This window comes from Campylobacter sp. CFSAN093227 (genome assembly GCF_012897855.1).
Classification (GTDB): domain Bacteria; phylum Campylobacterota; class Campylobacteria; order Campylobacterales; family Campylobacteraceae; genus Campylobacter_D; species Campylobacter_D jejuni.
Genome location: NZ_CP040610.1, coordinates 1742082 through 1755291, shown reverse-complemented (window position 1 = coordinate 1755291; position 13210 = coordinate 1742082). Strand labels below are relative to the sequence as shown.

Below are 13210 nucleotides of genomic sequence, written 5' to 3'. Positions count from 1 at the left end.
TTTACTCCATAAATCTTTTAAAAAGTCGTTCATTTTGCAAGCGTAATTCTTCATAAGTGCCGCAAAATCCAACTTTTTTATTTTCTAAAATGATAAAGCGATCGAGTAAATTTTTCATACTTTCTTTATCATGTGTAACCAAAATGATATTTAGATCAAAACTTTTTTTTAACTCTAAAACCAAATCGTCAAATTCACGACTACTATGAGGGTCAAGTCCTGAAGTAGGTTCATCTAAAAAAAGCAATTTACTATCAAGTGCTAAAGCTCTAGCAATTGCCACTCTTTTTTGCATACCGCCACTAAGTTCGCTTGGAAATTGTTTTAAAACACTTTCGTTTAAGCCTACCATTTTTAGCTTCATTAAAACCAGTTCTTGTATGCTATTTTCATCTAAATGAGTGTATTCTTTTAAAGGAATGGCGATATTTTCATAAACATTAAAAAAGCTAAAAAGTGCAGCAAACTGAAAAACCACACCCCATTTTTTACGCAAAGCAAGTGCATCTTTTTCGTTGATATTTTTAAGTTTATAGCCTAAAATTTCATATTCTCCACCATCAAAATGTTCAAGCATAAGCATTTGTTTTAAAAGGACGGATTTTCCACTTCCACTACCTCCTAAAATACCAAAAATTTCGTTTTTTTTGATTTCAAAACTTACGCCATCATGGACAATTTTTTCTCCAAATTTTGTAATGATATTTTGCGCTTTAATAACCATTTAAATTCCTGCAGAAGTTAAAACAACAGAGAATAAAGCATCAAAAGCTATCACCCAAAAAATAGCATTTACAACGCTTTTTGTTGTATAAATTCCTATGCTTTGTGTAGTGTTTTTTACCTCAAAACCACGAAAACAAGCAATAAGTCCTATTAAAAATCCAAAAATAGGTGCTTTTGCAAGTCCTATAAAGATATGTTTTATATCTACAGCCTCTCTAAAACGTCTTAAAAATTCGGCAAAAGAAATATCAAGATTTAATTTTGCAACCATCATTCCACCTATAATACTGATCGCATCACTAATGGCAACGATTAAAGGCATAGCCACTATCAAAGCCATGACACGTGGAATAATAATAAATTCAAAAGAACGAAAACCCATAGTATTCATAGCTGCAATTTCATCAGTAATTTTCATCACTCCAATTTGTGCGGTATAAGAACTTGCACTTCTTCCTGCGATCACTATGGCAGCGATTAAAGGTGCAAGTTCTCTAGTGGCTGAAATTCCCATCAAATCCACTATGAAAATATTGGCTCCAAATTGTGCGAGTTGATAAGCAGCCTGATAGGCTAAAACCACTCCTACTAAAAGAGCAGTTAAAATAACTATAGGTAAGGCTTTAAAAGCAGAATTTTCTATATGATATAAAAAAGCAATAAAGCGAAAATTTTTAGGATTTTTAAGGCATAAAAAAAGACTTGTGAAAAAAGCTCCTGTGAAATTGATGAATTTTCTTAAAATTTTTAAAAGTTCTAAACTTAATTTTCCAAGATCGATAAAGTATTCACTGAAATTTTTATGTGATTTTTTTGTTTTGCTTAGTCTTTGGTAGTTTTTTTCACAAAGTTCAAAAAGGGTTTGAAAGCGTGAATTTAAGCCTTCTTTGGCGATTTTAATATTTTTATCTTTAAGATCATTTTCCAAAGCAAGGAAAAATCTCACTCCAGCGGTATCGATTGCTTTTAGATCTTTAAAATCAAAAATCACTTCCTTGCTTTGGATCAAAGCTAAAAAATCTTTTATTTTTAACTTATAAATGCTTGTTTTATCCCAAATTCCAAAGATAAAAAGAGTGTTATTTTGAAATTTGAAATTTGTATTCATTTTATTTGCTAAGGATAAAATTTACAAGCTTTGAAACGCTAAATCCAAAGTGTTCAAACACATCTTTGTCTTTGCCACTTTCTCCAAAACTTTCTATGCCATACACTTTATGGCAAAATTTATAAAGTTCATTAGAATGTGCTGCTTCAACGCCTATAACTTCACCTTTTAACAATCTTTCTTGATAAGCTTTATCTTGTTTTTCAAAAAGTTCAAAACAAGGCATGGAAACAACATTACAAGCAAAACCTTGTTTTTCAAGTTCGTTTGCACTTTCTAAACAAAGCCAAACTTCACTTCCACTTGCTAAAAGTGTAAATTTAGCCTCTTTGCTTTCTTTGAGTAAATACGCTCCATTTTTTACATCTCCAAAAACAGGTTCATTTAGAGCTTTGAGTTTTTGGCGTGAAAGCAGAAAAGCACTCGGAATATCAGCATTTAGGGCTATTTGCCAAGCTTTGACATTTTCCACCCCATCAGCAGGTCTAAAGGTTAAAAAATTTGGCATAGCTCTAAAAGTGCTAAGTTGTTCTATAGGTTGGTGTGTTGGTCCATCTTCGCCCACGCCTATGCTATCGTGTGTGAAAATGAAAAAATGTTTGATTTTCATTAGAGCTGCTATTCTTGCGGCAGGTTTTAAGTACTCGCTAAAGATGAAAAAAGTTGCCGAAAATGGTAAGAAAATTCCATATCTTGCAAAAGCATTGTTAATCGCTGCCATAGCGTGTTCTCTGATACCAAAATGGATATTTTTACCTTCTACAAAGTCTCCCATACTGTGAAGTTCTGTTTTATTCGAAGGGCCTAAGTCTGCACTTCCACCTAAAAATCCTTCTAAATTTTTAGCTAAAACATTTAAAATTTCACCATTACTATCTCTTGTAGCAAGATCTTTTCCTTTAAAATCAGGATAAGCTATCTTGTTAAAATCAGGATTTAATAGCCTTTCTAAAAGTTCTTTTTTAGCACTTTTTTCAAGCTTATCTTTCCATTTTGCTTCTTCTAAATCCCCAAGTTCTACAGCACTTTCAAAGCGGATTTTGCTTGCTTGTGGGATATGAAAACTGATATTTGGATCAAAACCTGCTTGTTCTTTGGCTTTTTTAATCACTTCTTCACCCAAAGGTGCGCCATGGCTTTTATGACTGCCTTCAAGCTCTCCTGCACCCTTTGCTATAGTTGTTTTTGCGATGATAAGACAAGGTTTTGTGGATTTTTTAGCTTGTTCTAAGGCTTTATTGATTTCTTCATAATCGTGTCCATTTATACTTAAAACTTCAAATCCTTGTGCTTCAAAACGCATTTTTACATTTTCGTTAAAGGCTAAACCTACATCGCCTTCTATGGAGATATTGTTGCTATCATAAATAAGTATGAAGTTATCAAGTTTGTGAAGTCCTGCTAAAGAACAAGCTTCATAAGAAATGCCTTCTTGTAAATCCCCATCTCCGCAAAGACAATAAATTTTATGATCGATTAAATCACTGCCTAGCAAATTTTGTGCTTTTTTTGCTGCCATAGCAAAGCCTACAGCATTGGCAACGCCTTGTCCTAAAGGGCCTGTAGCGATTTCTACTCCAAGAGTTGAAATTTCAGGGTGTCCAGGGGTTTTAGAATGAAGTTGGCGGAAATTTTTAAGATCTTCTAAGCTTAAGTCATAGCCGCTTAAATGTAAAAAACTATAAAGCAAAGCACTTGCATGTCCGCCTGAAAATACAAGTCTATCGCGGTTTAGCCAAGTGGGATTTTTAGGATTGTGTTTTAAATGATAACTTAAAACACTTAAAATATCTGCTAAACCCAAAGGTGCACCTGGGTGTCCTGAGTTTGCTTTTTGCACCATATCAGCACTTAAAAATCTTAGAGTATTTGCCTGTTCTTGTAAAATTTGAATGTCCATTTTTTGCCTTTATAAGTATTGAATTATTAAATTTTGTATCATTTGTGCGAGTTTTTCATTAAGTTTTTCTAAGTCTTGTTCGCATTCACTAAGAAGATTTTCTTTTGTTTTTATGGCTTGTTCAAGTCCAAGTAAATTGACAAAAGAATTTTTATGAATATCGTTGTTAGTAGGCTTTCCGCTTTGTTCTTGACTTGTGGTTACATCGATAATATCATCATTGATTTGAAAAATCAGTCCTAGTTTTAAACCAAGTTTGTAAATTTGATTGCTTTCTTCGTTGTTAAGTTCGCAAATTTCACAACCCATTTTTAAAGCTGCAGCGATTAATCTTGCGGTTTTATGTGTGTGTAAAAACTCAAGTTCATTTAAACTCAGTCTTTTGTCTTCAAAAAAACAATCAATAGCTTGTCCTATGACCATTCCATTAAGTCCTGCATTAAAGGCAAGGGTTTTGATGAGTTTGATTTTGATTTCATCTTTTAAATGAGCATGACTTAGAACTAAAAAAGCTTCAGTATTTAAAGCATCACCCACTAAGATGGCTGTAGTTTCATCGTAGCTTTTGTGTAAGGTTGGAATTCCTCGTCTAAAGTCTGCATTATCCATAGCGGGTAAATCATCGTGTATGAGTGAATAAGTATGGATAAACTCTAAAGCTAAAGCCACATCTAAAGCTTGATTTAAAAGTTCAGGTTTATTGCTTTGTACTACGCTTAAAAGCAATTGTGCGCGAAAATGCTTTCCCCCCGCTTTTAACATAAGTGCTAAAGCTTCATTAAAAAAAGGATGAAAGCTTTCAACTTTAGGTAGATTTTTTTCTAAGTGATGGATAAAAAGTTCTTTTAAATTCACTTAGTAAGCCTTATGAAAAATTGAAATTTACCATCGCCACCTGAGTTGGCATTTCCGCCTAGTTCATTGTTGAAATTTGATAAAGGTAATTTAGTACTTTTGCGTTCAATTAAGATGCTAAAGTCATTACCAGCACTTAAAATATTTTGTAATTCTTTAAAATTATTTAAAATAATATTATTAACGCGTAAAATTTTATCTCCTACCATAAATCCTGCATTTGATGCTTTTGATTTTGGATCTATTTTGGTTACAACAAGACTAGTATTAACCGTTAAACCAAGATTGCTTGTGAAATTTGTAATTTTTGGTTTTGGTTTAGAATCAGGAAGGTTAAATTTGCTCAAATCTTTTGCAAAAACTTCAGTAGAAATATTTAAATCCATATTATCACGCAACACTTGAAAATAAAGAGTGCTTCCGCGATCTGCAAAAAGAATTTTTTCATTGAGTTTTCTTAAATCATTGGCGGGCAAGCCATCAACACTTATAACTTGATCGTTGATTAAAAATTGTGGATTTTTTCTTACATTGTTAACATAAATTTTATTTTCTCGAACAACAAAATCAACGCCAATATCCCCCCAATAAACATCGTTATATTTCATAAAATGTTTTAAATAGCGATTGCCTATAAAAGAGCTATTATTTAAAGCAATCCCCATCATTTCACAGCATGGAGTCCCTAAAAGTCCTATTTTAGAATTAAAATCAAGTTGATCTTTTTCATCAATATTTTGAGCTAAATACTTAATATGCCCTATATAGGGTTTATTAGGATCCCAAATTCCAACCCAATCATTACGAGTAAGTTTTTCTTCATCACCCATAGGAGTAGGGATTAGGCTAAAGTCAGTTCTTACAAGATATAAATTTAAAAATGGATCGTATTTTACATATTTGTTAAGCTTAGCATTAGGCTGTTTTAACACAGCAAGTAAATTTTCACTGAGTGCAAAAGCTGGTATTCCTTCATAGTTGAGCATGCTTGCCTTATTTCTTTCATAACCTGCTAAAAAATCTTCAAATTTAGGTCTTTCTATGCCAAAAGACAAAGTAAAAAGCATGCAAATAATTAAAATTTTTTTCATAATTTCATACCTCCAAAACCGCCTAAAACATCATTCGCCATACTTGAACGATTTTGTGCAACCATAGCCAAAACATCATTAATTGCAGAAATAAGTAAAATTTGCAAGGATTCTTTATCTTCAAGTAAAGAATCATCAATGCTAACATCGATAATTTCACCCTTTCCATTGGCACTTACTTTAACAAGTCCTGCTCCACTTTTGGCACTAAATTCACGATTTGCAAGTTCTAGTTCTATATTTTTTGCTTTTTCTTGAACTTGATTTAAAAGTTCTCCCATTTTAGAAAAATCCATATTTTCAAACATTGATTATCCTTGATTTTTTAAAATTTCATTAACAACTACTTTATCACTAAAAGGATATTTTATCCCTTTAATTTCTTGAGTAGTTTCATCACCTTTGCCTAAAATAACGACTAAATCGTCATTTTCTTTTAGTTCTAAAGCTCTTTTTATAGCTTCTTTTCTATCTTCTATCATTAAAACTTTTTCTTTTTTAGTAAAGCCTGATAAAATTTCTTCCATGATGGTTTTTGGTTCTTCGCTGCGTGGATTGTCACTTGTCATGATAGCAATTTTTGCAAAATGTTCGACGATTTTTCCCATTAAAGGGCGTTTGGTTTTATCTCTATCTCCACCTGCTCCAAAAACAACGATGAGTTTTTTATTTTTAAGAGTGTCAAGCACTTTTTCAATGCCATCGGGCGTATGAGCAAAATCTACAATCACACCTTTTGCTACTTGTTCTACCCTACCACAAACCCCGCCAAATCCACTGATAGCTTTTTCCAAGTCTTTTAAATCAGGCTTTACGAGTTCATTCACACAAGCACTAGCAACTAGAAGATTGTAAAGATTAAAAAGTCCTAGCAAGGGCGAGTCTATGTGAAAAGTTTGATTTTTATTTGTTACAATAGCACTAATGCCTTCTTCTAAAGAATAAGCTTTGATTTGATATAAAGCAGGATTTTCTATGCCATAAGTAAAAGCATTACGCACATTAAATTTAATAGCCAAAGCATCTTTGTTGATAAATTTTAAACTCTCATCGGTAAAAAAAAGTTCTTTTGCTTCTTTATAATTTTCAAAAGTACCGTGAAAATCTAAATGATCTTGAGTGATATTGGTAAAAATTTTAGCAGCAAAATTTAAGCCTTCGATGCGGTTTTGAACGAGTGCGTGTGAGCTTACTTCCATGATGAAAAAATCACATTTTTTTTGAGTGGCTATTTGTAGGTATTCTAAGGTTTTAAGAATAGGGGAGGTGGTTAAGGATTTTTCATCGATTTGTTCATCGTTGATAAAAGCTCCTCTTGTCCCACAAAGCCCACACTTATAACCTAAATCCAATAAGATAGAATAAATCGCTGCTGCGGTTGTGGTTTTGCCATTGGTTCCTGTGATTCCTATGATTTGAATCTTTTCATCGATTTTTAAAAGTTTTTTACACTCATTTACATCAATGATTTTTGCACCTTTTTCTAAGGCTTGAGCGTGAAATTTAGCATTTTGTGTGGTTTGCAAAAAAAAGCATTCTTTTTCACACTCTAAGGTGTTATCTGTAATGAATGAATTTTCAAGTTTTAATTTCACTTTTAAATCCCATGAGTTTTTCTTGGAGTTTGATAAATCTATCATTTGCCCAAAAATGAGGCATAACATTTTCTATGTAATTTAAAGTCATATCTTTATAGCCATTATCAAGTAATTTTTCCAAAAAATCTAAAAAATCATCACGATTATCAATAACTAATTTAGTGCTGTTAATGATATTTTCAAAACTTTTTTGAAAGCCAAGTTCTTCTTCGCTTTTTAAAAAATCTTGATAATTTAACGCATGCCCATCTTCAAATTCGTTTTCTTGTTTGTTTTCTTGTTTTTTAAATTCAATTGTACTTAAAATTTCTTCTAAGTCTTTATCAATGCTAGAGATTTTGTAATGTTCTATATAAAAATCAAAAAGTAAAGAAGCTTCTTTAGGAGATTTTAAAGCAAGATCACAAAGGCAGATAAAATTTAGCAAGCGTTTATTTTTGCGTTTTTCATAAGCCATAGAAAAATACATTTTTGCAGTTTTAAAATCTTTCTTGTAAAAATGTTCAATTCCAAGTTTTTTATAATTTTGCAAATTCGTCTGCTCCGCCGTTTAAATTGATTATAGTGATTTCCGGATGAATATCAATCTTAAGTTGCCTTTCAAGACCGTATTTTAGCGTTGTTCCACTCGATGCACAGCCTTTACAAGCTCCTATTAAATGGACATAAACGATCCCATTTTTAATTCCTAAAAATTCAAGCCCTCCGCCATCACGTTCAAGCATAGGCAAGCTCTTTTCTAAACTTGCTTTAACAGGATTTATAAGCTCTTCATCACTAAAAGGCATCATAATTTATCCTTAAAAATTTTTATATACTTTAGCGTGATTGTGTTTAAAAAAAGGTAAATTAAGGCTTGAAATTTAAATAAATTAAAAAGGTTCGTCATTATTTTGTATGCTAAATCCTAAATCATAAGCTGTAAAGTTTTTGTTACCAAAAATTCCATTTAAGTTTCTAAATGATTGTTGCAGAATTTCTTCGTTTTTTTCATATTTTAAGAAGCTTAAATATTCTTTTAAAAAATTATTTAATTCTTCGGTATTTAAATTTTTAATTAAAAGATTTAAATTTTTATCAATAAGCGTAAAAAGTTGTTTTTTTAATGCGAGTGTAGAATTTTTAATTTTTACATTGTTTAAAAAAGCTAAATTAACCTTGCAAATACCTAACAAGAATTCGCTATAGTTTAAATTTTTTCGAATATTTTTACTTTCAAATTCTCTAATATCACTATCTTCATAACCTTTTTTTTCTAAAATTTTATCCAATAAAATCTTATGTTTAAAACAAACACTATCACTAATTTGCTTGAAATCGTTACATATATCTGGATGCTGTTTTAAAAAAGCTATAAGTTCTAATTCTGCAATGTGAATTTTTTCTTTAGGAAAATTGTATTTATTTTGAGAAATTAAAGGGGTTTGTATGGTTTTTTTTGAATTTTGTGATAAGACAATAAATTTTTCATCCACTTTTAATAAATTTGAAACTAGACTAGTGTAAGAATTTGCCACTAAAGGTTCAAGATTAAAGGTGAATTTTTGTATAGTTTCTAAAGCTTTTTGTTTATCAAGAGCAGAAATTATGGAATGAGTGGATATTAAGCGTCTGATATAAAATTCACCAAGCTCTATTCCTTCATCGAGTATATTATGGAGTTTTGTGCTTTCATTTTTTGCTACGAGCTCAGCAGGATCTTTTCCGCCTTGCAAAATTGCCACTTTACCGTCTATTTTGTTTGTGCTTAATAAAAATGCAGATCGTGTCGCAGCTTTTAATCCTGCTTCATCATTGTCAAAACATAAAATCACTTTTGCATCATAACGGCGGATTAAGGGTAGATGATGTTCGGTTAATGCTGTTCCAAGAACTGCTACAGCATTGTTAAACCCTGCTTTGTGAAAAGCTATTGCATCCATGTAGCCTTCACATACTATTATTTCTTTTTTTTTGGCTATATTTTCTTTAGCGATGTTAAAAGCATAAAAAATTCTACTTTTATCAAAAAGTATATTTTGGGGTGAATTTACATACTTTGCCGGTACATTGGGATTTAAAGTGCGCCCTCCAAACCCTACCAATAAGTCTTTATGATCGTAGATTGGAAAGGTGATACGCCATATAAAACTTGCGTAAAATTCATTATTTTCATCTTTTTTTAAAGCTCCAACACTCATAGCATCTTCTAAAGGAATTTTTTGATTTTGCAATAATCTTATACTATCTTCACTTGCTCCTGCAAAACCTAATTCGAATTTGGCTATATCTTTGTCATTTAAAGCTCTCTGGTAAAGATAGGTTAAAACTTCTTTGTGGTGTTTGAGATTATCTTTAAAATACGCATTTAAGCTTGGTAGTATAGACTTTAGCTCTTTTTTATTTTCTTGTTTTTCTTTTGTATAACTCAAAGTAAAATTACTAAGGCTTGCAACTTTTTCAACTGCATCGGCAAAACTTAATTTTTCATAATCCATTACAAATTTAAAAGCATCTCCACCAGCTTTGCAAGCAAAACAATGATAAAAACCTTTGGTAAGATTGATATGCATAGACGGGTTTTTATCTGCATGGAAAGGACAGATACACACAAAACTAGAGCCTTGTTTTTTTACTTCAATATAATTTTCTATAATATCAACAATATTAAGTCTTTGGGATAAATTTTCTATACTTTCTTTAGTTATCATTTTACAAACCTTGTTAAAATTATACAAAGATTTGGCTATAATTTGGCATAAAATTTTTAGAGCGAGACTATGGATTTTTTCTTTGTAGAATACAGAGACCCTTTAGTAGGGCTTATAATTTTAACCATTTTAGTATTTGTTGTAGCTGTTGCAAATTATATTTGGAAAATATTTGCTAGCAAAGATGAAGAACAAAAGCTTGAAAAATTTATAAAAAAATTTGAAATGGATAACGCTCATAAAGAGTTATTAAGAAATAGTAGCTTGAGTTTTGGAAATTTAAGTTTTTTGGCTGAAATTTTTACTAAAAGCGGGGAATTTGAAAAAGCAACTCAAATTTATTTGATTGCTCTTGAAAAATGTAAAGATAAACAAGAAAGAGAATTTATTTTCCTTTCTTTAGCAAAAGTTTATTTTAAAGCAGGATTTTTAGAGCGTGCAAAAGAAGTTTTATTACAAGCTTTAAAACTGCGTCCAAGAAATATACAAGCCTTAAAACTTTTAAAAATTGTTTATTTAAAACTTCGTTCTTATAAAGAAAATTTAGAACTTTTAGAATGTCTTTTTGAACTTAATGAAGATGTACAAAAAGAGAGTGATTTTATCAAAGCTTTAGAACTTTGTACTTTTAATATTACTGATGAAGAAAAAAAGAAAAAACTTTTAGAATTTAAAATAGAAGATAATCCTATGTTGGGGCGTTTAGTTTTTGAAAAATATCATATGTTTTTAGGGCAAAATTTTTTTGATATTTGTGATTTGCTTTATAGAGAAAATGAAGCGTTTAATTTAGAAAATCAAGATTTTTTAGAATTCTTTTATGCTTTGGGTAAAATTTCAAAGCATGATGATACGCACCAGTTTGTTTTTAAAAATTCTAACTTTAAAATGTTAAAAATTTTAAAAGATAATTCTTTTAATGCGGGGTTAGAATTTTCATATCGTTGTTCTGAGTGTAAAAATGTAATGCCTTTGTTTTTTTATCACTGTCCTGTTTGTTATGAGTTTAATACTTGTAAAATTATTTATGAAGTGAAAAACAATGAAACACATTGAAATTTATACAGATGGCTCATGTCTTAATAATCCAGGTTTTGGCGGATGGGCTTATATTTTGCGTTATAAGGAGTATCAAAAGGAAGGTTTTGGAGCTGAGGCTAATACCACTAACAATAGAATGGAGCTAATGGCAATTATTGAATCTTTGAAGGCTTTAAAAGAGCCTTGTGAAATTTCGCTTTTTACAGATTCTAACCTAATGGTTCAAAGTATTAATGAATGGCTAGAAGGATGGATAAAAAAGGATTTTAAAGGTAAAAAAAATATAGATTTATGGAAGGAATATATTAAAGTGGCAAAATCTCATAAGATTAAGGCTTTTTGGGTAAAAGCACATAATGGACATTTGGAAAATGAAAGGTGTGATACATTGGCGCGTGAAGCTGCTTTGAAAATTGCAAGGGAAAATGATGAAAAACATTGAAAAGCTAGAGCAGAGTTTAACTTATGAATTTAAAGATAAAAATCTTCTTATACATGCTTTAACCCATAAAAGTTTTAAAAAATCTTACAACAACGAACGCTTGGAATTTTTAGGTGATGCCGTGCTTGATTTAGTTGTAGGTGAATACCTTTTTCATAAATTCGCCAAAGATGCCGAAGGAGATTTATCTAAGCTTAGAGCAGCTTTAGTGAATGAAAAGTCTTTTGCAAAAATTGCAAATAGTTTAAATTTGGGCGATTTTATTCTTATGAGTGTTGCTGAGGAAAACAATGGAGGAAAAGAAAAGCCTTCTATACTTTCAGATACGTTAGAAGCCATTATAGGTGCTATACATTTAGAAGCTGGGTTCGAGTTTGCAAAAACTATTGCTTTAAGGCTTATAGAAAAAAATTTCCCTCAAATTGATGCAAAAATTCTTATAAAAGATTATAAAACAAAATTACAAGAGATTACACAGGGAAAAATCGGACAAACTCCGCAGTATGAAACAGTGCGTGCTTTTGGTCCTGATCATTTAAAGCAATTTGAAATCGCTTTAATGCTTGATGGTAAAGAACTTGCAAGAGCTATTGCGGGAAGCAAAAAAGAAGCACAGCAAATGGCAGCAAAAATTGCACTTGAGAAATTAGGAGCTTTATAGTGAATACCTTTGGTACGAGATTGAAATTTACAAGTTTTGGTGAGTCTCATGGTGTGGCTGTTGGATGTATTATTGATGGAATGCCTGCTGGGGTTAAATTTGATGAAGAATTTTTGCAAAATGAGCTTGATAAACGCAAAGGCGGAAGTAAATTTGCAACACCAAGAAAAGAAAGCGATAAAGCTCAGGTTTTAAGCGGGGTTTTTGAAGGATATACAACGGGTCATCCCATAGCTATAGTAGTTTTTAATGAAAATGCTCATTCTAAGGATTATGATAATTTAAAAGATCTATTTCGTCCTGCTCATGCGGATTTTACTTATTTTTATAAATATGGCATAAGAGATCATAGGGGTGGGGGTAGATCAAGCGCTAGGGAAAGTGTTGCTAGAGTGGCTGGTGGTGCAGTTGCAGCGATGCTTTTGTGTGAATTTGGCATTTGTGTTCAAAGTGGTGTTTTTGGAATAGGAACTTTTGTATCAAATTTGAAAGAAGAAGAATTTGATTTTGAATTTGCTAAGAAAAGTGAAATTTTTTGCCTTGATCCAAAACTAGAAAGTGACTTTAAAAATGAAATTTTAAATGCTAGAAATTCAAAAGATAGTGTAGGCGCTGCTGTTTTTACAAAAGTTAGTGGTATGCTTGTGGGACTTGGAGAAGTTCTTTATGATAAGTTAGACTCTAAATTAGCTCATGCTTTAATGGGAATTAATGCTGTTAAAGCAGTTGAAATAGGCGAAGGTATTAATGCAAGCAAAATGCGCGGATCGTATAATAATGATGCTTTAAAAGATGGCAAGTTTTTAAGCAATCATAGTGGAGGAATTTTAGGAGGAATTTCAAATGGAGAAAATCTTATTTTAAAAACTTATTTTAAACCTACTCCTTCTATTTTTGCCAAGCAAGAAAGTATAGATAAATTTGGCAATAATTTGGAATTTGAACTCAAAGGTAGGCATGATCCTTGTGTAGGTGTTAGAGGAAGTGTTGTAGCTAGTGCTATGGTGCGTTTAGTTTTGGCTGATTGTTTGCTTTTGAATGCGAGTGCGAATTTAAACAATTTAAAAAATGCTTATGGATTAAAATAAAAAAAGCCCA

14 protein-coding genes are annotated in these 13210 nt (G+C 31.3%); 4 read left to right on the top strand and 10 right to left on the bottom strand.

Annotated features, from left to right (window positions below; genetic code table 11):
• Nucleotide 1: 1 nt before the first annotated feature.
• From FBF06_RS09085 to dnaG, 10 genes are all read right to left on the bottom strand, one after another.
• Nucleotides 2–724, bottom strand: coding sequence for an ATP-binding cassette domain-containing protein (locus tag FBF06_RS09085; protein WP_002860093.1), 723 nt, complete (start codon nucleotides 722–724; stop codon nucleotides 2–4).
• A complete protein-coding gene (locus FBF06_RS09080; RefSeq protein WP_002889058.1) occupies nucleotides 725–1834 on the bottom strand; it encodes an ABC transporter permease in 1110 nt (369 codons plus the stop codon). It abuts the gene before it with no gap.
• 1 nt (nucleotide 1835) lies between these two features.
• Nucleotides 1836–3734: a transketolase gene (gene tkt / locus FBF06_RS09075; protein ID WP_002858974.1), complete on the bottom strand. Its 1899-nt coding sequence runs from the start codon at nucleotides 3732–3734 to the stop codon at nucleotides 1836–1838.
• A 9-nt stretch (nucleotides 3735–3743) separates the two neighbouring features.
• Nucleotides 3744–4589, bottom strand: a complete 846-nt coding sequence (locus FBF06_RS09070) for a polyprenyl synthetase family protein (RefSeq protein ID WP_002851379.1) — start codon at nucleotides 4587–4589, stop codon at nucleotides 3744–3746.
• A complete protein-coding gene (locus FBF06_RS09065) occupies nucleotides 4586–5680 on the bottom strand; it encodes a PDZ domain-containing protein (RefSeq protein WP_002858973.1) in 1095 nt (364 codons plus the stop codon). Before FBF06_RS09065 ends, FBF06_RS09070 begins: the two co-directional genes overlap by 4 nt.
• The gene (locus FBF06_RS09060) at nucleotides 5677–5988 is read right to left on the bottom strand and encodes a YbaB/EbfC family nucleoid-associated protein (protein WP_002851172.1); all 312 of its coding nucleotides are present in this window, start codon (nucleotides 5986–5988) and stop codon (nucleotides 5677–5679) included. The genes FBF06_RS09065 and FBF06_RS09060 overlap by 4 nt, the downstream gene beginning before the upstream one ends.
• 3 nt (nucleotides 5989–5991) lie before the next feature.
• Nucleotides 5992–7275, bottom strand: coding sequence for a UDP-N-acetylmuramoyl-L-alanyl-D-glutamate--2,6-diaminopimelate ligase (locus tag FBF06_RS09055; protein ID WP_052796099.1), 1284 nt, complete (start codon nucleotides 7273–7275; stop codon nucleotides 5992–5994).
• Entirely contained in the window at nucleotides 7259–7810 is a 552-nt protein-coding gene (locus tag FBF06_RS09050; protein ID WP_002851410.1) for a hypothetical protein, read from the bottom strand. The genes FBF06_RS09055 and FBF06_RS09050 overlap by 17 nt, the downstream gene beginning before the upstream one ends.
• Entirely contained in the window at nucleotides 7797–8069 is a 273-nt protein-coding gene (locus tag FBF06_RS09045) for a NifU family protein (RefSeq protein WP_002858971.1), read from the bottom strand. The genes FBF06_RS09050 and FBF06_RS09045 overlap by 14 nt, the downstream gene beginning before the upstream one ends.
• 81 nt (nucleotides 8070–8150) lie before the next feature.
• Complete coding sequence (gene dnaG / locus FBF06_RS09040) at nucleotides 8151–9968, bottom strand: DNA primase (protein ID WP_002860087.1); 1818 nt, start codon at nucleotides 9966–9968, stop codon at nucleotides 8151–8153.
• A gap of 69 nt (nucleotides 9969–10037) precedes the next feature.
• Here dnaG and FBF06_RS09035 point away from each other — a divergent pair, with 69 nt between their 5' ends.
• The 4 genes from FBF06_RS09035 to aroC are packed head-to-tail and all read left to right on the top strand — an operon-like array spanning nucleotide 10038 to nucleotide 13200.
• Nucleotides 10038–11024: a CDC27 family protein gene (locus FBF06_RS09035; protein WP_002858970.1), complete on the top strand. Its 987-nt coding sequence runs from the start codon at nucleotides 10038–10040 to the stop codon at nucleotides 11022–11024.
• Nucleotides 11011–11451: a ribonuclease HI gene (rnhA, locus tag FBF06_RS09030; protein WP_002851277.1), complete on the top strand. Its 441-nt coding sequence runs from the start codon at nucleotides 11011–11013 to the stop codon at nucleotides 11449–11451. The genes FBF06_RS09035 and rnhA overlap by 14 nt, the downstream gene beginning before the upstream one ends.
• On the top strand, nucleotides 11438–12112 hold the full coding sequence (gene rnc / locus FBF06_RS09025; protein ID WP_002901704.1) for a ribonuclease III: 675 nt from the start codon (nucleotides 11438–11440) through the stop codon (nucleotides 12110–12112). The genes rnhA and rnc overlap by 14 nt, the downstream gene beginning before the upstream one ends.
• Nucleotides 12112–13200 (top strand): chorismate synthase, encoded by a 1089-nt coding sequence (aroC, locus tag FBF06_RS09020; protein ID WP_002901702.1) that lies wholly within the window; start codon nucleotides 12112–12114, stop codon nucleotides 13198–13200. Before rnc ends, aroC begins: the two co-directional genes overlap by 1 nt.
• Nucleotides 13201–13210: the final 10 nt, after the last annotated feature.

What these genes read in the sequence shown, in the direction of transcription:
- FBF06_RS09085 (WP_002860093.1), bottom strand. Translation starts at nt 724, where the DNA reads ATGGTTATTAAAGCGCAAAATATCATTACAAAATTTGGAGAAAAAATT.
- FBF06_RS09080 (WP_002889058.1), bottom strand. Translation starts at nt 1,834, where the DNA reads ATGAATACAAATTTCAAATTTCAAAATAACACTCTTTTTATCTTTGGA.
- tkt (WP_002858974.1), bottom strand. Translation starts at nt 3,734, where the DNA reads ATGGACATTCAAATTTTACAAGAACAGGCAAATACTCTAAGATTTTTA.
- FBF06_RS09065 (WP_002858973.1), bottom strand. Translation starts at nt 5,680, where the DNA reads ATGAAAAAAATTTTAATTATTTGCATGCTTTTTACTTTGTCTTTTGGC.
- FBF06_RS09060 (WP_002851172.1), bottom strand. Translation starts at nt 5,988, where the DNA reads ATGTTTGAAAATATGGATTTTTCTAAAATGGGAGAACTTTTAAATCAA.
- FBF06_RS09045 (WP_002858971.1), bottom strand. Translation starts at nt 8,069, where the DNA reads ATGATGCCTTTTAGTGATGAAGAGCTTATAAATCCTGTTAAAGCAAGT.
- dnaG (WP_002860087.1), bottom strand. Translation starts at nt 9,968, where the DNA reads ATGATAACTAAAGAAAGTATAGAAAATTTATCCCAAAGACTTAATATT.
- FBF06_RS09035 (WP_002858970.1), top strand. Translation starts at nt 10,038, where the DNA reads ATGGATTTTTTCTTTGTAGAATACAGAGACCCTTTAGTAGGGCTTATA.
- rnhA (WP_002851277.1), top strand. Translation starts at nt 11,011, where the DNA reads ATGAAACACATTGAAATTTATACAGATGGCTCATGTCTTAATAATCCA.
- rnc (WP_002901704.1), top strand. Translation starts at nt 11,438, where the DNA reads ATGAAAAACATTGAAAAGCTAGAGCAGAGTTTAACTTATGAATTTAAA.